This window comes from Fodinibius sp. GM21 (assembly GCF_058386955.1).
On sequence record NZ_JBYEIQ010000002.1, the window covers coordinates 289,454 to 309,134 of the forward strand.

The 19,681-nt window shown below is 42.0% G+C and carries 19 protein-coding genes; 11 read left to right on the forward strand and 8 right to left on the reverse strand.

The features are described from left to right. Positions 1–71 precede the first annotated feature (71 nt). From ACT3IB_RS05185 to rho, 8 genes are all read left to right on the forward strand, one after another. Positions 72–1,283, forward strand: a complete 1,212-nt coding sequence (locus ACT3IB_RS05185) for a murein transglycosylase domain-containing protein (protein ID WP_491537943.1) — start codon at positions 72–74, stop codon at positions 1,281–1,283. 316 nt (positions 1,284–1,599) lie between these two features. Continuing rightward, entirely contained in the window at positions 1,600–3,465 is a 1,866-nt protein-coding gene (glgB, locus tag ACT3IB_RS05190; RefSeq protein ID WP_491537944.1) for a 1,4-alpha-glucan branching protein GlgB, read from the forward strand. Positions 3,466–3,596: 131 nt separating this feature from the next. Further along, complete coding sequence (locus tag ACT3IB_RS05195) at positions 3,597–4,415, forward strand: phosphosulfolactate synthase (RefSeq protein ID WP_491537945.1); 819 nt, start codon at positions 3,597–3,599, stop codon at positions 4,413–4,415. A gap of 36 nt (positions 4,416–4,451) precedes the next feature. Beyond that, the gene (locus tag ACT3IB_RS05200) at positions 4,452–5,270 is read left to right on the forward strand and encodes a glycogen/starch synthase (RefSeq protein ID WP_491537946.1); all 819 of its coding nucleotides are present in this window, start codon (positions 4,452–4,454) and stop codon (positions 5,268–5,270) included. 87 nt (positions 5,271–5,357) lie between these two features. Further along, entirely contained in the window at positions 5,358–6,551 is a 1,194-nt protein-coding gene (locus ACT3IB_RS05205) for a hypothetical protein (RefSeq protein WP_491537947.1), read from the forward strand. Between the two features lie 2 nt (positions 6,552–6,553). Next, complete coding sequence (locus tag ACT3IB_RS05210; RefSeq protein ID WP_491537948.1) at positions 6,554–7,849, forward strand: hypothetical protein; 1,296 nt, start codon at positions 6,554–6,556, stop codon at positions 7,847–7,849. A gap of 58 nt (positions 7,850–7,907) precedes the next feature. After that, entirely contained in the window at positions 7,908–9,245 is a 1,338-nt protein-coding gene (locus ACT3IB_RS05215) for a tetratricopeptide repeat protein (protein ID WP_491537949.1), read from the forward strand. A gap of 183 nt (positions 9,246–9,428) precedes the next feature. Further along, positions 9,429–10,625 (forward strand): transcription termination factor Rho, encoded by a 1,197-nt coding sequence (gene rho, locus ACT3IB_RS05220; protein WP_491537950.1) that lies wholly within the window; start codon positions 9,429–9,431, stop codon positions 10,623–10,625. On the opposite strand, the gene ACT3IB_RS05225 is transcribed toward rho, so the two are convergent. From ACT3IB_RS05225 to miaA, 6 genes are read right to left on the reverse strand one after another with little or no spacing between them, the layout of a single operon-like run. After that, positions 10,622–10,951, reverse strand: coding sequence for a rhodanese-like domain-containing protein (locus tag ACT3IB_RS05225; protein ID WP_491537951.1), 330 nt, complete (start codon positions 10,949–10,951; stop codon positions 10,622–10,624). The two genes, rho and ACT3IB_RS05225, sit on opposite strands and share 4 nt — an antisense overlap. A gap of 44 nt (positions 10,952–10,995) precedes the next feature. Next, the gene (gene lptB, locus ACT3IB_RS05230) at positions 10,996–11,763 is read right to left on the reverse strand and encodes an LPS export ABC transporter ATP-binding protein (protein ID WP_491537952.1); all 768 of its coding nucleotides are present in this window, start codon (positions 11,761–11,763) and stop codon (positions 10,996–10,998) included. A gap of 17 nt (positions 11,764–11,780) precedes the next feature. Continuing rightward, positions 11,781–12,482 (reverse strand): phosphoribosylformylglycinamidine synthase subunit PurQ, encoded by a 702-nt coding sequence (gene purQ / locus ACT3IB_RS05235; protein WP_491537953.1) that lies wholly within the window; start codon positions 12,480–12,482, stop codon positions 11,781–11,783. 3 nt (positions 12,483–12,485) lie between these two features. Next, positions 12,486–12,827, reverse strand: a complete 342-nt coding sequence (locus ACT3IB_RS05240) for an ATP-dependent Clp protease adaptor ClpS (protein ID WP_491537954.1) — start codon at positions 12,825–12,827, stop codon at positions 12,486–12,488. A 12-nt stretch (positions 12,828–12,839) separates the two neighbouring features. Further along, the gene (purS, locus tag ACT3IB_RS05245; protein WP_491537955.1) at positions 12,840–13,088 is read right to left on the reverse strand and encodes a phosphoribosylformylglycinamidine synthase subunit PurS; all 249 of its coding nucleotides are present in this window, start codon (positions 13,086–13,088) and stop codon (positions 12,840–12,842) included. 37 nt (positions 13,089–13,125) lie between these two features. Beyond that, the gene (miaA, locus tag ACT3IB_RS05250; RefSeq protein WP_491537956.1) at positions 13,126–14,055 is read right to left on the reverse strand and encodes a tRNA (adenosine(37)-N6)-dimethylallyltransferase MiaA; all 930 of its coding nucleotides are present in this window, start codon (positions 14,053–14,055) and stop codon (positions 13,126–13,128) included. Between the two features lie 242 nt (positions 14,056–14,297). On the opposite strand from miaA, the gene dnaN reads away from it, so the two are divergent. The 3 genes from dnaN (at position 14,298) to ACT3IB_RS05265 (ending at position 17,108) form a co-directional block, all read left to right on the forward strand. Next, entirely contained in the window at positions 14,298–15,413 is a 1,116-nt protein-coding gene (dnaN, locus tag ACT3IB_RS05255) for a DNA polymerase III subunit beta (protein WP_491537957.1), read from the forward strand. Beyond that, entirely contained in the window at positions 15,406–16,212 is an 807-nt protein-coding gene (locus ACT3IB_RS05260; protein ID WP_491537958.1) for an SAM hydrolase/SAM-dependent halogenase family protein, read from the forward strand. Before dnaN ends, ACT3IB_RS05260 begins: the two co-directional genes overlap by 8 nt. Positions 16,213–16,301: 89 nt before the next feature. Further along, positions 16,302–17,108 (forward strand): class I SAM-dependent methyltransferase, encoded by an 807-nt coding sequence (locus ACT3IB_RS05265; RefSeq protein WP_491537959.1) that lies wholly within the window; start codon positions 16,302–16,304, stop codon positions 17,106–17,108. Between the two features lie 73 nt (positions 17,109–17,181). On the opposite strand, the gene argS is transcribed toward ACT3IB_RS05265, so the two are convergent. Together argS and radC are read right to left on the reverse strand one after the other, a co-directional pair. After that, complete coding sequence (argS, locus tag ACT3IB_RS05270; RefSeq protein ID WP_491537960.1) at positions 17,182–18,822, reverse strand: arginine--tRNA ligase; 1,641 nt, start codon at positions 18,820–18,822, stop codon at positions 17,182–17,184. Positions 18,823–18,941: 119 nt separating this feature from the next. Continuing rightward, complete coding sequence (gene radC / locus ACT3IB_RS05275) at positions 18,942–19,661, reverse strand: RadC family protein (protein ID WP_491537961.1); 720 nt, start codon at positions 19,659–19,661, stop codon at positions 18,942–18,944. Between the last annotated feature and the right edge of the window lie 20 nt (positions 19,662–19,681).

The following is a 19,681-nucleotide window of genomic DNA, read 5'->3' on the forward strand; positions in this document are numbered from 1 at the left end:
GGATAAAGACCAGGTAATATTACCGGTCGTATTGGATTTGTTAATTTCAATGATGGGGAGAGGGTATTTTTATGTTTGATCAAAAAGTGATTTGCTGTCTAGGAAGGTATCTTACAGGAATATTATTCGTCTTTTGCATTGGCGTATCATCTGTTTGGGCACAGGATAGCTTTGAAGATTATAAAAAGCAGTATCAGGGAGAGTATCAAAAGTATTTAGAAAATATTGAGAACGGTGTAGCAAGTTCCGAAGAGGACTATAAAAAATATAGAGAGGCATTTGAAAAAGAGTACAAAGCATTTAAAGAGGAGATGTTAAAAAAATGGGGAGACTTCAAAGAGCGTTCTAAAAAGCAATGGGTGGAATACAAAGAAAACGGTAACCTGCGTATATCAACGGATTTTGAAAGTGGAAGTGGTCAGGTTGAGGTGATCGCCGAGAGTAAAGAAGAAGCTGAAAGGCTTAAGGAGGAAATGCCTCAAAAAGTTTCTGAAGCAATGAGATTTAAGGGAACCAGAGAAGGGTTTGAAACAGATAATGTTCCTAACAAAGAGGTAACCGATGAACCGGTTTTAGAAGGTCAGCTTAACAAGCCTGAAGATCAGCCCGTGGATGAATACGCCAAAGAAGTCGCTGAGAAAAGCACGAACACAAAAGAAGTGAAAGGCGGCGATGGTAAAACTCGTTATGTGGTATATGTTGATTTTCAGCTTTCGGATGATCATATGCAAAAAAGAGCAGAAAAGGTTGAAGACTTTATTTATAAGTTCTCAAGTGAACATGACATCGACCCGGCTCTTGTATTTGCAATCATACATGTTGAGTCTCATTTCAATCCTACTGCTGCTTCACATGCCAATGCGTATGGCTTGATGCAGTTGGTACCCACAACAGGGGGACGCGATGCCTATCGAAGAATTTTTAATGAAGATGGTATTCCCACCAAAGAGTTTTTGTTTCAGCCGGATAATAATATTCAGATGGGGACGACCTTTATAGACATCATGGATTCCAATTACTTTGATCGTGCTGATGATGAGATGACCCGGGAGTATTTAATTATTTCTGCATATAACACGGGTGCCGGAAATGTAGCAGTAGCTTATACGGGTGACACCAACTTGTCAAAAGCGTTTTCAAAAATTAATAGCATGTCACCGGAAGAAAATTATAAACACTTGCGCCAAAACCTGGAATATGCTGAAGCCAGAAATTATCTCAAGAAAGTTACGACCCAACGTGAACAATACAGTCAGTGGAAGCGACAGGTAGAGGAAGAATAGAAATGACTTTTGAATTCGCTGTATAGCCAAGACAATAACGTTTATTCTTCTGTCATCATGTCGAGCTATCGTTCATCTCCTATTGCATACACTTCCACTTTACCTGCACAGAAAGAAGTACAAGGAGAAATGCTAATCAGGTATAGTAATCTGTGGGAGAACTGTTTAAGTTGGAAACGCGGACCAGAAACGTTAATGGATCTTGCAATGCTTGTGGTTAAATATCACGCAAGAGAAAAATTGCCGGTGTTGTTATTTGGCTTATTTTGCATTAACTATATCACTTGAAATCTGATAATGCCCTAAATTCAAAATTTTGGATACTATTTTAACAGATAAAGATAAGCAGTACTGGCAAGAGGGTCATCAACATGGGGCTTATAACTTTATGGGATCCCACTATACTGATGAAGGAGTGTACTTCGCTGTTTGGGCGCCGAATGCCTACAGTGTAAGCGTAGTTGGTGAGTTTAATGATTGGGATGGCAGAAAACATCCCATGGAAAAGGATAAACATACAGGTATCTGGACAACCTTTATTCCCAATATTGAGCATTGGGCGCTATATAAGTATGAGTTGAAAACAGCTGAAGACGCACCTCCCTTTTTAAAATCAGATCCTTATGCTTATGCCATGGAGGTACGTCCCAAAACAGCCTCACTGGTCTACAATTTGTCGGATTATGAATGGGATGATGAAGATTGGATGGAAAAAAGGGAGCAGAAACAATCATTCCAGCAACCTATATCCATATATGAAGTACATTTGGCATCATGGAAGAGAAAGGGAGAAAATAATGATGAATATTTAAGCTATCGGGAATTGGCACACGATTTGGTTCCCTACGTAAAGGATTCCGGATTTACGCATATCGAGTTAATGCCTATTGCCGAACATCCCTATGATCCATCATGGGGATATCAAATTACGGGCTATTTTGCTCCGACAAGTCGCTTGGGGGATCCCAAGGACTTTATGTACTTCGTAAATGAATGTCATAAAAACGGGATCGGGGTGATAATGGACTGGGTTCCCGGGCATTTCCCGAAGGATGAGCAGGGGCTGCAAATGTTTGATAGTACTCCCTTGTATGAATACGAGGATCCCAAGAAACGAGAGCAGAAAGACTGGGGTACGTATATTTTTGATTATGGCAAGGAAGGAGTACGAAATTTTTTATTATCAAATGCCCACTATTGGTGTGAGAAATATCATATTGATGGGCTGCGTGTAGATGCGGTAGCTTCCATGTTGTACCTGGATTATTCTAAGGGGCCGGGCGAATGGACGCCCAATAAACACGGAGGCAACGAGCATCTGGAGGCCATTCGGTTTTTGAAGGATTTTAATACCATGATCCATCGCGAATTCCCGGGAATATTAACGTTTGCCGAGGAGTCTACTTCCTGGCCCGGAGTAACATTACCGGTTCACAACGATGGGCTTGGCTTTGACTACAAGTGGAATATGGGCTGGATGAATGATACGCTGGAATATATTCAGAAAAGTCCGAAAGAACGCGAGAATGATCCTAACAAGATTACCTTTCCGATGATGTATAACTATTCGGAAAACTTCATTCTTCCCTTTTCGCATGATGAGGTTGTACATCTTAAAAAGCCTCTTGTTTGGAAAAGTACGGGCAACGAAAGCGAACAATTTTCAAACCTTCGCTTATTATTTACATACCTTTTTGGTCATCCCGGGAAAAAGTTAATGTTTATGGGGGGCGAATTTGCAGAAACAAGCGAATGGGCAGAGGATCGAGCGCTTCACTGGCATTTGCTGGGCCACAAGCGACACCAAGGCATTAAAAAATTGGTGGATGACTTAAATCGTTTGTACAAACAAGAAGAATCGCTACACCAGCTGGATAAAGATCCTGATGGTTTTGAATGGATAGCCTTGGGAAAAGAACAATCTTCAGTCTTTTCATTTTTGAGAAAGGCCAAGAATCCGGCTAATCACCTTTTATTTATTTTAAATTTTTCTGATCGACAGGTTTCCGACTATTCAGTCGGACCGTTTAAGGGAGAGCAGTATCGCATCGTTTTTAATAGTGAGTCGGAATATTACGGAGGCACAAATAAGGGCGGTCACTATGGGTTGGGAGATGAACAGCACGTATGGATGGAACCTTATTCCGCATTGGTATTAAAGCCGGAGAGCGAACTTGGGTAAGACTTCTGTTTCTTTTTATCTAACGTAGCTGTTACAGACAGGTTCGCAAGAATAAAGCTGTTAAAAGATTTTATTAACAGGCTCCATTTTAGTATATTTGTCCGTTTAATTTGTCAAATTTATAATTTCCAATGGCTTTTAAGCTCAATCACCTCCCAAAGCGTACCGAGAAACCTCGAGAAAAAGGAATGACGCTTGTTTTAGACAAGGGTCTAAGTGTTCGACAAGTTGAAGATTTTTGCAAGTCTTGTTCCAATTACATTGATATCGTGAAGCTTGGCTGGGGAACCAGTTACGTAACTCAGAATCTCGAAGAAAAGCTAGCTGTATATTCCAATGCAGATATTCCGGTTTATTTTGGAGGAACTCTTTTTGAGGCTTACGTACTTCGTGATCAGCTTGATGCGTATATGGAGTTATTGGATCGCTTCAATATTGAGCATGCCGAGGTGTCGAATGGCACAATATGGCTATCCGATCAACGGAAGGTGGAGATTATTCAGAAGATGAGTAAGCACTTCACCATTTTGTCGGAAATCGGCAGTAAAAATCCCAATGACATCATACCACCATATAAATGGGTCAAAATGATTGAGCGAGAGCTCGAAGCCGGCGCATCGAAAATTATTTGTGAGGCTCGGGAGAGTGGAACGGTGGGCGTGTTTCGGCCGAATGGGGAGGTGCGATCGGGGCTTATTGATGAAATTGCAGATTCAGTACCTGTGGAGAATCTTATTTTTGAGGCTCCTCAGAAAGAACAACAAGTGTGGTTTATTCGTAAGTTTGGAAGTAATGTGAATCTTGGCAATATACAGCCTTCAGAAGTAATTCCTGTCGAAACCCTCCGGTTGGGACTCCGAGGCGATACGCTTTTTGATTTTTATTCACTTGACGACGAAGAGATGAGTCAACTTTATGCGGATCAGGAAAGAAAAGAGTCCGAAGAGTAAACAATAAATAACCAACGAATTCATTAGTATTTATCTATGAAAGTATTATATGCTGCCGCTGAAATATCTCCTTTTGCCAGAATGACACATACGGCTGATCTACTTCGATTTTTGCCGGCATCCCTGCAGGACAAGGGATACGAGATTCGCATTTTGTTACCCAAATATGGTACAATTAACGATCGCAGAAATCGCCTGCATGAGGTGATTCGCCTGTCTGGCATTGAGATCGAAGTGGGCGAAAAGATTGAAAACATGCGAATTAAGGTGGCCAGTATACCTAATGCAAAACTACAGGTATATTTCCTGGATAATGACACCTATTTCGAGCGAAAGGCCATGTTCATGAATCCAGAAACAAATGAACATTATGACGATAACGATGAGCGAATTGTCTTTTATAGTAAGGGTGTTCTGGAAACGGTAGCAAAATTGGGTTGGGAGCCTGATATTATTCATTGCCATGATTGGGCAGCAGGATTAATCCCGCTGCTTGCTAAAGAGAAATATAACGATCTGGATCTTTTTAAGGATACTAAGGTAATTTACAACATCCATCATCCCGAAAATAATGGGATCTTCAACAAAAAGTTGTTAGATCTGGTCGGGTTACCCGATTCTGTTGACAAAGACAATCTTATAGAGGGGGGCAACGTTGACTTACGAACCCTCGGGTTAAAATACAGCGACTATGTTGTTACCGGCAACCATATAAAAGATGAATTAAACGATCTTTTTGAGGAACTGGGTATTTCGGCACGTAAAATTCAGGGATCGCCTGAAGATGTTTCAGATAAGTTTGCCGCATACTACGATGAGATTGCCGGAACCGAAGAAGAAACGGAAGAATCATAAATTTAGAGCAGTATCTCGTTGCAAAATTTTATACAAAATTCCTTTCAACAAGCAAGGTCATTTTACTTCGTTTTAATTTTAGGTGTCTTGGTAGGATTAAGTGCCTGTGAAAATCCGGGTTCTGTAGGCAACGACCTCACAGATCCTACATCGGAAGTAGTACGAGACACATTGATTATCAATGGCTTAACCTCAGTAGATGCAACATCTTACTCAGGGGAGAAGAACTTCTTCTCGGCCGGTAGGTTTGATGATCCCCTTTTTGGCAGTATGGGTGTAACCGGTTATTTAAAGCCTAATCTGCCGGCTGCATCTGATACTTTGAAAGCAGATGGCGAAGTACTCTTGCGGATTATGTATAATCGCGGACAGGTATCGGGAGACACCATTGGAACGCAACAATTCGACTTGTATGAGATAGGACAGTATTGGCGAGACCGTGCGTTAAAAGTTGACAAGGAGCTTTCTTTGGCGCAAAAGGTCGGTGAGTTTTCAGTTGGACCACAAGACTCACTAATGATTAATCTGTCAGAGGTTGCGCCACAGTGGGTAGATGAATATCGTATGTACGCAGATTCCTCCAAGCAAGATACTACCGGAGCGGTAGATTCCTCCTACGTGTATGATACCCATGGCTTGGCACTGGTTCCTCAAAATAGTGGGAAGATTATTCCGCTTTACCGAGATTCAACGCGCTTTTTTATTCAGCATCCGGAGGCAGATACCTTTGATGTATCGTTAAATAGATGGGGATATTATTTAGAAAGGGGCAGTAATGCCACCATTCCACAGATATCAATTCCCTTGCACAGCACGTACGAAAGTGTACTTAATTTTAAAAGATTGGGAATTGAAGCGTTAGATATTCAGCCTCCCGGATTAGCGCGAGCAGAATTGGTGCTGTATGAAAATACTGCTGCATTGGAACAAAGTTTGAACGGAGAGCCTTCAACTACCCAAAGGGCAAAAGAACAGGTGGCCTATTTACATTTGGCGGATCCCGAGTCGCTACCCGAGAATATTGATCCCGGGGCGCCGATAAATAACCCGACACGATTGCAAGGCATCTATTCTGCTGAAAACGGCACGTATCGGTTTGATGTTACCTCACTGGTCGAAAATATTATAAGAAATGGATTTCCGGAAGATCGAGAGTTTTTTATAACACTTCCTAATGATGGTGTTATAAAGTCCACTCTTATAATGACTGATGATGAGCAAGTCCCCAACGGACTGAAGCCAAAAATTATAATTACCTCTTTAAAAAATATTAAGAATTAGCGTTGAAAAAGTTAGCTCTTATAGTAACAATACTGCTTTTTGGAACTTCTGCAGCATTTGCCCAATCAGGTGATGCCAAGGCCTCAAGTGGATCTGTTTATTCCAAAATAGGTATCGGTTATCCATTATCCACAAGTAACACGGCAGCCCAATCTATGGGATTGTTGGGAGTTTCTTTTAATGATACATTTGTAGGAACGATAGCCAATCCCGCACATTGGGGGAATACCGTATATGGCCTTGGGGTAGGAGAGATCGGAGTAGACTCTTATAGTGCTACTGGTCCTGCCGGAAGTGTAACGAATTCTAATTTTTCCATTGGTCAGTTTCAGCTGCAACTTCCGATCATCCGGGGAGAATTGGGAATTTCTGGTTCCTTTACTCCTGTAACAGAGGCAAAATTTCGGACTTTTGAGCAGGAGACCATCGTAATCGGGGATAATTTTCAGGAAGAAACGATTGATTATAATCTTGAAAATCGTGGTAGTGGCGGATTAAACAGAGCTGAGTTAGGTGTTGGCTGGAGAATCAATTCAAATATTGCTGTTGGGTATGCCACATCACTGTATTTTCTTTCGATGAATGATTCTTATGTGGCACGGTTCCCACAATCTCCGTATCGTAATGCCAATTTTACCATTGAAACGAGTGGTCACAGTTTTGGGCATCGTTTAGGAACATTTATCCGACTGCCCAATATTTTTCAAGATGATGATCAGTTGGGAATTGGAGCGACTGTTAATCTTCCTGTTGAGCTGAATGCAGAGCGTAAACAAACGGGCATTGTAGATAATGGGGCTGTCAACTTGACGAATAATTTGCAAAATGCCGAAGGTCCGATTAAACTGCCATTAAAGGTGAGTGGTGGAGTAAGCTATAATCCAAGTAACTTATTGAGGATAGGTCTTGAAGGGCTTTATGAGGGTTGGTCAGGATATGAGAACGATTTTAAACCCTCTGAAGACCAAATGTTTGTAGACCGGTATAAAATGGGTGTGGGAGTACAGTATATGCCTTATGTTACCGGATCGACGAAGTTTTTATCGAATTTTAAGTATCGGGCAGGAGCCTCATATGATTCAGGTCACCTGAATATTAATGGGCAGCGAATTAATACCCTGAAGTTTGCGTTGGGAATTGGTATCCGATCGCCACGGTCAAATTCCTCCATTGATTTAAGTTTTGAATATGGAATACGAGGTACACAAACTTCAAATTTAGTACAAGAAAATATTTGGGGAGTACGGTTGACGCTTAATCTGGCTGAAATAATGTTCTTCCGTCCAAAGCTTCAGTAACAATAAATTGCTTTAGTATTAGTTTTAAACTTGAACCATACAGTAAAATGTCAGCATTATGAAAAAGTTAATATTAATAACTGCATTTATCTTCTTTGGCAGCAGTTGGTCGTTGGCACAGACTGAACAATCTTCTGTGCAGCCACCCAGTGGAATGAGTGAAATACAGGCTTATTCAATTTTTTATGAAAACTACAAGAATGATTCTTTTGAAGAGGCTATTAAGTTTGGCCGCTGGATGTGGCAAGCTATGCCGGAAACTATTGAAGGGTATTCTCGATTTGAGTTAAAACGTCAAATCGATCGTTTAACTACTGCTTACAGTGAAGTAGCAAAGAAAAAGCAAGACCCTTCACTTAAAGAAGCCTATGTTGATACGGCTCTATTAATTTTTGACAGAGCATTTGAGAAGTTTTCTGACGATACAGATGCAAAGTTTGATTGGTATATAAAAAGAGGTCGTTTAATGCAGACCCATTCCGATAATGTTGAGAATGCATCAATGCGTGCCGCAGAAGATTATTATAAAGCTTTTCAGCTGAAGCCGGAAGCGCTGACTAAAAGGTCTAAAGGATATTACGTACAAAGGATTCTTAATGAGTTTTCTTCCGGTGGCAAAAAGGATGAAGCCTTGGCTGTGATGGACAAAGCAGAACCCTATGCCTCACAAGAGCTGTTGAACTCTTTCAGTAGTATAAGAGAAGGTCTTTTTGATTCACCTGAAGAGCAGATTGAATTTTTAGAAGGTGAGCTGCAAAGCAATCCCGAGGATGAGGAAGTGTTAACGAAGCTACGAGATGTTTACGAAAGTCAGGGAATGGCTTCAAAAATGCGTGAAGTAAGCCAAAAGCTGTATGAGCTAAATCCTAACTTTGAAAATGTTATGGCTGTAGCTGAGGCGGCTAAAAATAATGCCAACTATAATACGGCCATTAAGTATTTTAAAGAAGCAATGGACAAGGCGTCAACGGATAAGGAAAAGGCTAATATCGCCTTAAATATATCCGATGCTTATCTAAACCAAGATCAATTACAAAGTGCGCGTCGATTCGCTCGTCAGGCAATTGATTATAACAGCAGCTGGGGTAATCCATATATTCAGATTGCTGATATATATGCTCGCGCTGTAAGTCAATGTACGAGCAATCGAAAGCTTACACCCGAAGATAAAGCTGTTTACTGGTTGGTATTGGATTATTTGGATAAAGCAAAACAAACAGATTCCAATACGGCTAATGAAGTGGATCGAAAGTATCAGTCTTACAAGCCGGTAACACCTTCTAAGTCAGAGAAATTTTTCTGGAAGCCACCTTTGGAAGAGGGGGAAAGCTTTAAAATTGATTCTTCTTTGATGAAGTGCTATGGTTGGATCAATGAGACGACAACAGTCCGGTAAATTTTAAATATCGGTAAAGATTATTATCTTTATCTATCCGATTTGGCAGTACAGCTTATAAGCTGTACTGCTTTTTTCACCTCTCAACTCTTAAATCACAATCACACTCCTGCCTTCTGTGTGTTAATGGCTTTAATTTTATAACAGAAGATACGTAGGTAATAAGATAAATCATTAGATGTAATGGGACGTTCACGAAATAATAAAAATCGCGGTAACAACAAAAATAAGAATGTTTTTGTACCTCGATTTAATGATAATCAGAATGTGGAAGTAGCTGGTCGGTATAAAGGCGTAGTCGAAATCAATGAAAAGAATTACGGTTTTGCTCGAGAAAAAGACCACGAATTTAGTTATGAACCGAGTGATCCTTTTCTGAGACCAGATGAAGTTAAAAAACACAACCTTCGTCCCGGCTTGGAAATCGAGGGTGAGTATGAGGAAGATGAAAGAGGACATCGTCATATTTATTCCATTGAGAAGATAAATGGACGTGATCCCATGGAGTGGCAGCGGGCAACTCGTTTTGAGCTGCAGACTCCAATTATGCCTAATGAGCATATCGAGCTGGGTATTGATCCCGAGGATATTGAGATGAGAGTAATGGATTTGATTGCTCCTATTGGTAAAGGACAGCGTGCTCTGCTTGTAGCACCGCCACGAACCGGTAAGACGGTGTTATTGAAAAAAATTGCCGAATCATTAACGAAGAACCATCCGGATATCAGTACCGGCATATTGTTGGTGGATGAACGTCCCGAAGAGGTCACTGATTTTCTTAGGTCAACGGAAGCAGAAGTATTTGCTTCTTCAAATGACAAGTCAACCGAGAGCCATGTGAGAATTACAGAGCTTGCTTTAGGCTATGTAAAAAGAAAAGCCGAAATGGGTGATGATGCGGTTCTGCTTATTGACTCCCTGACGCGATTGGGTCGGGCTTATAACAACATTCAGGAAAGCAGCGGACGCACGCTTTCAGGAGGATTGGATATCCGTGCGCTGGAAATTCCTAAAAAGATATTTGGGTCGGCCCGAAAAATTGAGGGAGGCGGATCGTTAACTATCGTTGCCACCTGTCTTATTGAGACTAATTCTCGAATGGATGATCTTATTTTTGAGGAATTTAAAGGGACCGGAAATATGGAGGTTGTGCTCGACCGTGAGCTCGCAAACGATCGGATCTTTCCCGCTATAAACATTAGTGCATCAGGAACTCGGAATGAAGATAAATTTATCGGTGATTCCATGGAAGAGCGAAATATGGTACGTCGCTACCTGCTTAAGAAATCACCGAAAGAATCAATGCAAAGTTTGTTAAAAGTATTGAGAAATACTGATAGCAACGAGGAACTGCTCAATCAGATTGCGGCGATGGTCTAATAAACGGGCAAGCTTTCATCAATTTCCCGTGCCCACTTATTTATACCGCCTTTGAGGTTTTTAACATTCTTAAATCCTTTCTTTTGCAGAAATTTGCATGCCTGGGCACTTCGTCCGCCGCTACGGCAAAGACAGATGATCTCATTCTCTTTGTGATCTTCAAGCTCATCAATTCTTTCTGTCAGTTCACCGACAGGAATTAACACCGAGTTATCAATATCAATTTTAGATTGATACTGTTCGAAAGGTTCGCGGACATCCAAAAGAAGGAAATTGGTTTGATGATCAATTTTTTCTTTCAGCGACTGTACAGTGATCTCTTCCATTCTATAAAAAAATGTAATGCTTTGGAATTTAAAATTGGTTCTAACTACTCTTCTTGTTGTCGACCATAACGGTCTAACCTAAATTGATTTCCAAGGTAGAGTCGTTTTGCCTCTTCATCATCAGCCAACTCATCAGCTGTGCCTTCCTTCAGGATATTGCCTTCAAACATCAAGTAAGCTCGATCGGTGATCGCAAGTGTTTCGTGAACGTTATGGTCTGTAATAAAAATACCGATATTGCGGTATTTAAGATCAGCTACGATTTCCTGAATGTCTTCAACAGCAATGGGATCAACACCGGCAAATGGTTCATCTAAGAGGATGAATTTCGGATCGGTTACGAGGGCACGGGCAATCTCAGTTCGGCGCCTTTCCCCGCCTGAGAGGCTGTATCCTTTGCTGTCAACTACGCGCTCTAACCCAAACTCTTCAATGAGCTGCTCAACTCGGTCATTGATTTCCTGATCGGTATAGTCAAAGAATTGAAGAATGGATTTGAGATTCTCCCGAACGGTTAAGTTGCGGAATACGCTCGCTTCCTGAGAGAGATATCCAACTCCAAGACGAGCTCGTTTGTACATCGGCATATCGGTGAGGTTTTTATCATCTAGAAAAATCTCTCCGAGGTCGGGGGTTACCAATCCTACAAACATATAAAAGGTAGTAGTTTTACCTGCTCCGTTTGGTCCAAGCAGTCCTACAATTTCTCCCTGTGTTACGTCGATAGAGACATCTGAGACAACGGTACGCTTTTTATAGCTTTTAGTGAGCCCGCTGCTGTGAAGCGTTTTGTTGGATGATTGTTTCGACATAAAAATTTGTTGCTGGTTTATGCAACAGCGAGTTCATTCAACACAGATTCAAATATGAGCTTACCATCGTCAGATCCAATCAGTTCTTCAACAGCGCGTTCGGGATGAGGCATCATACCAAGGATGTTACGCTGGCTATTACATACTGCAGCGATATTATCGACTGATCCGTTAAAGTTGGCTTCTTCCGTGACATTGCCATGTGAATCTGAATAACGAAAGACAATCTGATCGTTGTCCTGTAGCTCCTTTAATTGATCATTATCCGTAAAGTAGTTTCCCTCACCGTGAGCTACGGGAATTTGCAGCACTTGGCCTTCTTCAATATTTCGGGTAAATAGGGTGTCAGAGGTTTCGCATCGCAAATGCGTTTGCTTACAAACAAACCGCAACTCTTTATTGTGCAGCATCGCTCCGGGCAACAACCCGGCTTCTAATAGAATTTGAAATCCATTACAGATACCCAGTACGGGGCCGCCCTTTTCAGCAAATTCAATAACCGATTGCATGATGGGGGAAAAGCGGGCAATAGCACCGGATCGGAGATAATCTCCATACGAGAATCCGCCGGGTATTAACAGAAAATCGATATCCGAAAGGTCGGTATCTTTATGCCATAAAAATTTTGTTTCAGCGTTCATGACATGAGCCATGGCATGATACGCATCGTGATCGCAGTTAGAGCCGGGAAATACAATTACGCCAAATGTAGCAGACACGGTTTATCCTTTTATTTCGGTGACAAGTTGAATTTCTTTGAGCACGCCGTTGACTTCAAAACAATCTTCGAAGCTGCCTTCGTAGACTTCAGCTTTACCCTCGTTATGCACTTTGTACGTTAATTCTTCGGCGTGATCTTTGTTGCATCCGAGAGCTTTAATAAGCTGGCCGATAACCTCGTCAAAAGTATGAATGTCATCATCGTAGAGAATTACTCTCCACGGGGTCTTTTCATCTTCGTCCTCTTCCTCCTTTTGAAGGACGTCAACATCAATATCGGGAGCTTCTTCCTCTTCTTGGGCTCCCGGCTTAGATCCTAATAAGCTAAAAGGCAGATGGTTCATAGCTATAGCTAATTAGTTTTCTTGGATCTCAATTTTAAAGTCTTCCATAACCTCGTTGGCAAGTAATTTCGAACACGCTGTTTCGGCAACTTTGTGTGCCTCCTCTTTGTTGTCAGCGTCAATATCGAGTTCTATGAGTTTGCCAATACGAACCTGGTCAATCTCATTTAAACCAAGATTTTTGAGCGCGTTATGCGCTGCTTTACCTTGCGGGTCAAGAATTGATTTACGAAGTGTTACGTTAACGGTAGCCTTATACATGCTATTGTAAAATTATGCGGTTTTAATGAGGGTAAAGTTAATCTTTATTTGCCTTAGCTGCTAACTGAGACTGGATAAATTTGCGAGCCTCGGATTGGGTGGTTTGATCCAGATCGATCCAGTGAATGAAATCCCAGCGTTGAAACCATGAAAGCTGTCGTTTGGCATAGCGCCGGGTTTGGGTTTTCATATCCTTAATCATCCGCTCGCGGGATAGTTCCTCATTCAAATAAGCGATCGCTTCTTTATATCCAACCGTATTTAATCCAGGATCTTCTAACGTGTATCCCATGTCAAGAATTGTGCGAACTTCGTCGAGGAAGCCTTCTTCAAACATTTGGTCCACCCTGCGATTGATTCGGTCGTATAGTTTTTGCCGATCACGCTGTAATCCAAAAACCACCATGTCTTCGGGGACGGAAATCGTATTATCATCAGAATGAAAGGAGCTAAATGGGCGCCCGGTTTGCATCCATACATCAAGAGCGCGAACAATGCGCTGGGTATTCATCCCATCCATTTTTTGTGCGTAATCGGGGTCAACTTCTTGCAGTTTTTGATACAGCTTTTCAATACCACTGTCTTCAATGTGTTGTTCAAGTTTTGTGATATTCTCCTGATTCGCTTCGGGTACGTCATCCAGCGGTTGAATAACAGATTGCACGTGCAGGGTACTTCCCCCAACATACAGTACGTTTTTACCACGAGACTCAATCTCTTTTTTCCATTCCATTGCCCGCTCATAAAAATTAACGACACTGTCTTTAGTTGCGGGATCAATGATAGATAAATTGTAGTGTGGAATACCCGATTGCTCTTTCTCGGTAGGTGTGGCCGTACCGATGTTCATGTATTTGTAACACTGGCGGGAATCGGTAGAGATAATTTCGGCATCAAGCACTTGGGCCAACTCAATTGAAAGAGCCGTTTTACCTACGGCCGTAGGTCCCAATAAAAGTATCTGCACGTTAATTAGGAATCACTTAGCTAAAATTTTTACGAGACAAAATATAAGGAAAATTCTATCCATTTTTGGAGTATGTAATCATTAAAATTGGTGGAAAAGAGAAGTTGCGCCCCCCCCAAATTAGTGGTAGAAAGCATGGGTTATTTGGTTGCTAAGAGAGCAAGTATTTATTAGTATATGGTACTTATTAATCAGACTAATAATTGAGGTCTGTCGAACGCTTAGCCTAAAAATATTTATTTATGAAATTCAACGTATCAAGCAGTGAACTGGTAAAAGCATTATCCGCTGTATCAGGAGCCGTGCCGAACAAGGCGACTCTTCCTATTCTTGAAACTATTTTATTTGAAAGTGACGGAGATAAGCTTCGCCTTACCGCTACCGATCTTGAAATTTCTATTCTTGAGTCGATGGATGCGGATATTGACGAGGGAGGTGCAGTGGCAATTCCTGCTCATCGTTTAATAGAAACCCTGAGGCAGTTGCCGGATATTCCCGTTTCTTTTCAGGTGGATGAAAAGTTCAATATCAAGTTCCGAACGGATAAAGGAACGTATAAGCTTGTGGGCGAAGATCCCGATGAGTTTCCGGAAGTTCCCAACCTTGATGAGGGACATACTCTTGAAACCGATAAGGGAGTAATTACTACGGCCATAGATAAAACACTTTTTGCGGTTTCCAACGATGATCTGCGTCCTGCAATGATGGGCGTTTATTTTGATATTGGTCCTAAGGAAAGCAAGTTTGTTGCTACCGATGGGCACCGTTTGGTTAAGTATATCAAGGAAGATCTCACCAGCGATAAAGAGGTTGACTTTATTGTGCCAGAAAAGGCATTGAATCTTGTCAAAAAGGCACTGCACGATGAAGAGTGTGCCCTTACCATCACGGAAGATCATGCGCGGTTCAAAAGCGGTAATACAATTGTAATTACCCGCCTTATAAACGAGCAGTATCCAAATTATGAGTCAGTTATTCCCAAAGACAATGAAAAGACGCTGATTATCAATAAAGAGCAGATGCTCGCTACGGTGAAGCGTGTAGCTATTTTCTCGAGTTCTACAACCCGTCAAATTCGCCTTCAGCTCAATTCCGATAAGTTGATTATTCGGGCAGAGGATATAGATATGAGCAGTGAGGCAAAAGAAACAATTGCCTGTGAATACAGCGACGACGAAATGGAGATAGGATTTAACGCTAAGTACCTGGCTGATGTATTAGGGAATGTTGATGATGAAGAAGTCTATTTTGAATTTTCTACTCCTAACAGGGCCGGAATAGTGAAACCATCAGACGAAGAAGAAAACGAGCGCATTCTGATGCTTGTTATGCCGGTTATGCTTAATACCTATGCGTAAGGTGATTACTCTTACCACAGATTTTGGCCTTCAGGATTACTATGTGGGTGCTATGAAAGCTTCCATGCTTAATATTGCGCCCGATGTTCGACTGGTTGACATATCCCATGAGATCCCCTCGCAAGATATTATGGCCGGATCCTGGATTCTGAAAAATTCAGCTATGCTTTTCCCGGAAGGGACTGTGCACACTGTTGTCGTTGATCCTGGAGTGGGTACAGATCGGGACCCGATAGCATTAAAAATGGGGGATCAGTTTTTTGTTGGGCCAGATAATGGGATTTTTTCACTTCTTGCCACCGATGTTGATTATAAAGCTGTTCGGTTGACCAATAAAGAGTATTGGAGAGACGAACCTTCGAACACTTTTCACGGGCGTGATATATTTGCTCCTGTTGCAGCACACTTAAGCCAGGGGGTGGCTTTGGAAGAGCTCGGGGATCCTGCAGAAGATCTGGTTAGTTACCGCTGGACAGTACCTATTGCTGACAAGGACGGGCTTGAAGGAATGGTTATTCACATAGATAAGTTTGGTAATCTGATAACCAATATTTCAGAGGAACTTCTGGAAGAAGTTATCGGAGAAAAAAATGTTCGTATCTATGTGGGAAATACCATTCTTGATGAGATTGAAACAACCTTTGGCGAAGTTACAGAAGGTGAACCGGTGGCCTATATCGGCAGTTCGGGGATGCTTGAGGTTGGAATCAATAAGGGGAATGCCGAGGAAATGTTGAGTGTTCAAAAGGGAGCCCAAATTTCCTTGATTCTTCAAAAAGAGAGTCAGTCCGAATTGTAACACCCGCCTGATTTTTTGCGTATTACCTTGGGTTAGAACGAGTATGTCAGTAATGGCTTCTTTTTTAAATATCAACGGTTATAACCACTATGTCTCTTGAAATCCGGTCTCCCAAATATGAGCGCGCGTCGATAACCATTCCTTCAGAAGTTTCTGATCTGCAGAAAAATTTTAATGGAACTATTTGTTCCAATAAAGGGGATGAGTATGAAATTGAAGGAAATGTAGTTGATTTGTTGGGGAATAAAAAATCACAGATGACCTGGGCCCAAAGCTCAAATCATTGGAAGCTAACTGCCGCTGTATATGAAGATATCTGGCGTAAACGATCGCTTTCGATTTTAACCGGAGAAAAATTCCCCATCCAGAAAGAAAAAGAACTTTTGATCAGTTGGCTGAACCCCAAAGCCAGTAAACTGTATATGGATATTGGCTGCTCAACAGCCCTTTATGGTCGACTGGTCAAAAAGGAACAGCCCCAATGTGATGTAGTGTCACTCGACTTTTCTCGACAGATGCTTGAGGAGGCACGGTTGAAAGCGGAGGCAGAGCAAACAGATTTATATTTGCTTCGAGCTGATGCACGATACCTTCCCTTTTTTGGAGCAACATTTGACGGCCTGATGATGGGGGGCACGTTAAATGAGCTTACCGACCCTCTAAAAGTGTTGTATGAGGCTCGACGCGTAATAAAAAAAGATGGCGTTTTTTTTATGATGCATCTGGTTAAGTCTCCAACGTGGTATGTAAGGTTAATGCAGGATTCAGCCGGCCTTGGGGGGCTTACCTTTTGGACGGTTGAAGATAGTAATCAGATGTTTGAACGTGCAGGGTTTTCAATTGCTGAACAGTTTACCAAGGGCATTGTCTGCTTTACGAAGTTGATGTCGGCATAGGAAAAGATGTTAAATGTTACAGGTTGAAGGGATAACTAAATATTCAACTTTCAACCTTAAACTTTCATTTTTTCTACATCTTTTCCGGAGCCGAAATGCCCAGAATTCCCAATCCATTAGCAAGGACTTGTGCTGTTGCTTTGGCTAATGCTGACCGAGCCTGAATGAGCTCTTCTTCTTCTCCCAAAATACGGCAGTCGTGATAAAAAGAGGTGAAGGTCGATGCCAGGTCTTCAAGATAATTGATCAATCGGTGCGGTTCTCGGCTACCGGCAGCACTTTGAATCATCTCGGGAAACCGCAGCAGGCTCTTGATGAGTGCTGTTTCTGAGTCATGGGTAAGCAGTTCCAATTTGGGATTGTCATCCACGTCAAAAGAGCATTCCTGCTCGACTTTCCGCAAGATGCTGTGAATGCGGGCATGTGCGTATTGTAGATAAAAGACAGGATTCTTTTCGCCTGCTTCCTTGGCCTGTCCCACATCGAATTCAAGGTGGGTATTCGGATCGCGCATCTCAAAGAAAAAGCGAGTTACATCAGCTCCCACTTCATCCATCAGCTCATCGAGCGTAACAAAATTAGCTTTCCTGGTACTCATCTTAAAGGGCTTTCCGTCTTTTACCAGCGTCACAAACTGATATACTATGACATCAATCTTGGACCGATCATAGCCCAGTGCCTCGATTCCGGAAAGAACATCGGGATAAGTATCAATGTGATCAGCGCCAAAGACATCAATACAAAGGTCGTAGCCGCGATCGAGCTTGTTGGCATGATAGGCTATATCGGGCAGGCGATAGGTCGGTTCGCCCGTGCTTTTGATGAGTACGGTATCTTGATCTTTGCCAAACTCCGTAGTTCTAAACCAGGTGGCTCCGTCTTTATCATAAGCCAAATCTTTTTCCCGTAACGTCTTTACTGTTTGATCGATAGATCCATCCTCATAGACCTCTTTTTCGTTAAAGAACGAATCCATTTCAATATTCATCCGCTTTAGAGTGGTCTGAATATCATCGAAAATGAGTTGCTCGGCTTTGTCCTTGAAGGGACCGATCTCTTCGGCCTCAATCAGGCTATCGCCTTTTTCATCAATAAGCTCTTGAGCAATGTTTTTTATGTATTCGCCCTCGTAACCATCCTTAGGCAACTCGGCCTTATGATCTAACAGCTGCAAATAACGAGCCCTAACGCTTTCTCCCAACATGCGCATTTGTCGTCCGGCATTGTTAAAGTAGTATTCACGATCAACATCAGCTCCGCTCCATTCCAGCAAGTTGGCTACCGTATCACCCAACACGGCATTACGTCCGTGACCAACCGTAAGTGGTCCTGTGGGATTAGCGCTCACAAATTCAACAAGAATACGCTTCCCGTTTAGAGAGTCTGATTTCCCAAAGGTTGAGCCTTCACTAAGAATATCAGCAAGTGCATCAAATAAGTAATTTTCTGCATATCGAAAATTGATAAACCCCGGTCCGGCTATCTCTACCGATCGGATTTTTTGCTCATCGTATTTCAGTCCTTCTACAATTTGCTGGGCAATCTTTCTCGGATTCATCTTGAGCACACTGGCAAGATTCATCGCGATATTAGAAGCAGCATCCCCATGCTCGGGTTGATTCGGTTTTTCGATCTGTATTTCGGGAATGTCGTCATCGCTGAGGTCAAATTGCTGAAGCGATTGTTTAATGAGAAAGCGCAGGTAATCCTTCATGAATTAATTTCTAGCTAACAATTTAAATGAGCGCTAAATATAAGCAGTTGAATCAGGAATTGAGAATTAAGAATTGGGATTTTTCAGAGTTTTTATAATTGAACCGATAATTTTGATTTTCAATTCAAAAGACCTTTGGCGCGGAAACTGGTATAGCCGTCTCCGGCGATGATGATATGATCATCCACGGGAATTCCAAGCAGTTTGCCCGATTTGGTGATACGCTTGGTAAGCTGGATGTCGGCCTTGGATTCTTTGTTGTTGCCGCTGGGATGATTGTGAAGCAGTAAAATGCTATTTGCCTCATTCATAACAGCCTGACGCATAACCTCAGCCGGATCAACAATTGTAGCCGTTGAGCCTCCGGAACTGATCTTCTTATATCCCATTACCACTTTGGCATTATTGAGGAAAGCAACCATAAATACCTCTTTCGTGAGGTCGCGCAGTTTTGGTCCGAAATAAGCAACAGCATCTTCTGGTGATGTTATTTGAACCTGTTCGCCCAGACTGGCCATCTGAATCCGTCGCGAAAGTTCAAACACAGCTTCTAAAGTGAGCGATTTTACCTTGCCCATTCCGGGAATTACTTTTAAATCCTGCCATCCCTTCCGAGCTAGATAACGTAACCCGTCAAAGTGATCGAGCAGGGCTTGCGACATCTGGATGACATTCATTTTTGGGCTGCCGGTACGCAAAAGAATGGCCAATAGTTCTGCATCTGAAAGGCTTTCACTACCGTAATTTGTAAGCTTTTCGCGCGGCTGTTCATCGGGATTCATTTCTTTTACAGTACGCTTTAAAAAGTCATTGGCTTCGAACTGCTCTTGGTTAGACATATTTGTATACTCTTGCTTTA

Bases quoted from the DNA above. Each gene is read 5' to 3' on its own strand.
- rho (WP_491537950.1), top strand. From the start codon at position 9,429: ATGGGACGTTCACGAAATAATAAAAATCGCGGTAACAACAAAAATAAG.
- ACT3IB_RS05240 (WP_491537954.1), bottom strand. From the start codon at position 12,827: ATGAACCATCTGCCTTTTAGCTTATTAGGATCTAAGCCGGGAGCCCAA.
- radC (WP_491537961.1), bottom strand. From the start codon at position 19,661: ATGTCTAACCAAGAGCAGTTCGAAGCCAATGACTTTTTAAAGCGTACT.
- purS (WP_491537955.1), bottom strand. From the start codon at position 13,088: ATGTATAAGGCTACCGTTAACGTAACACTTCGTAAATCAATTCTTGAC.
- argS (WP_491537960.1), bottom strand. From the start codon at position 18,822: ATGAAGGATTACCTGCGCTTTCTCATTAAACAATCGCTTCAGCAATTT.
- ACT3IB_RS05265 (WP_491537959.1), top strand. From the start codon at position 16,302: ATGTCTCTTGAAATCCGGTCTCCCAAATATGAGCGCGCGTCGATAACC.
- lptB (WP_491537952.1), bottom strand. From the start codon at position 11,763: ATGTCGAAACAATCATCCAACAAAACGCTTCACAGCAGCGGGCTCACT.
- ACT3IB_RS05260 (WP_491537958.1), top strand. From the start codon at position 15,406: ATGCGTAAGGTGATTACTCTTACCACAGATTTTGGCCTTCAGGATTAC.
- ACT3IB_RS05215 (WP_491537949.1), top strand. From the start codon at position 7,908: ATGAAAAAGTTAATATTAATAACTGCATTTATCTTCTTTGGCAGCAGT.
- ACT3IB_RS05195 (WP_491537945.1), top strand. From the start codon at position 3,597: ATGGCTTTTAAGCTCAATCACCTCCCAAAGCGTACCGAGAAACCTCGA.
- ACT3IB_RS05200 (WP_491537946.1), top strand. From the start codon at position 4,452: ATGAAAGTATTATATGCTGCCGCTGAAATATCTCCTTTTGCCAGAATG.
- ACT3IB_RS05185 (WP_491537943.1), top strand. From the start codon at position 72: ATGTTTGATCAAAAAGTGATTTGCTGTCTAGGAAGGTATCTTACAGGA.
- ACT3IB_RS05225 (WP_491537951.1), bottom strand. From the start codon at position 10,951: ATGGAAGAGATCACTGTACAGTCGCTGAAAGAAAAAATTGATCATCAA.
- dnaN (WP_491537957.1), top strand. From the start codon at position 14,298: ATGAAATTCAACGTATCAAGCAGTGAACTGGTAAAAGCATTATCCGCT.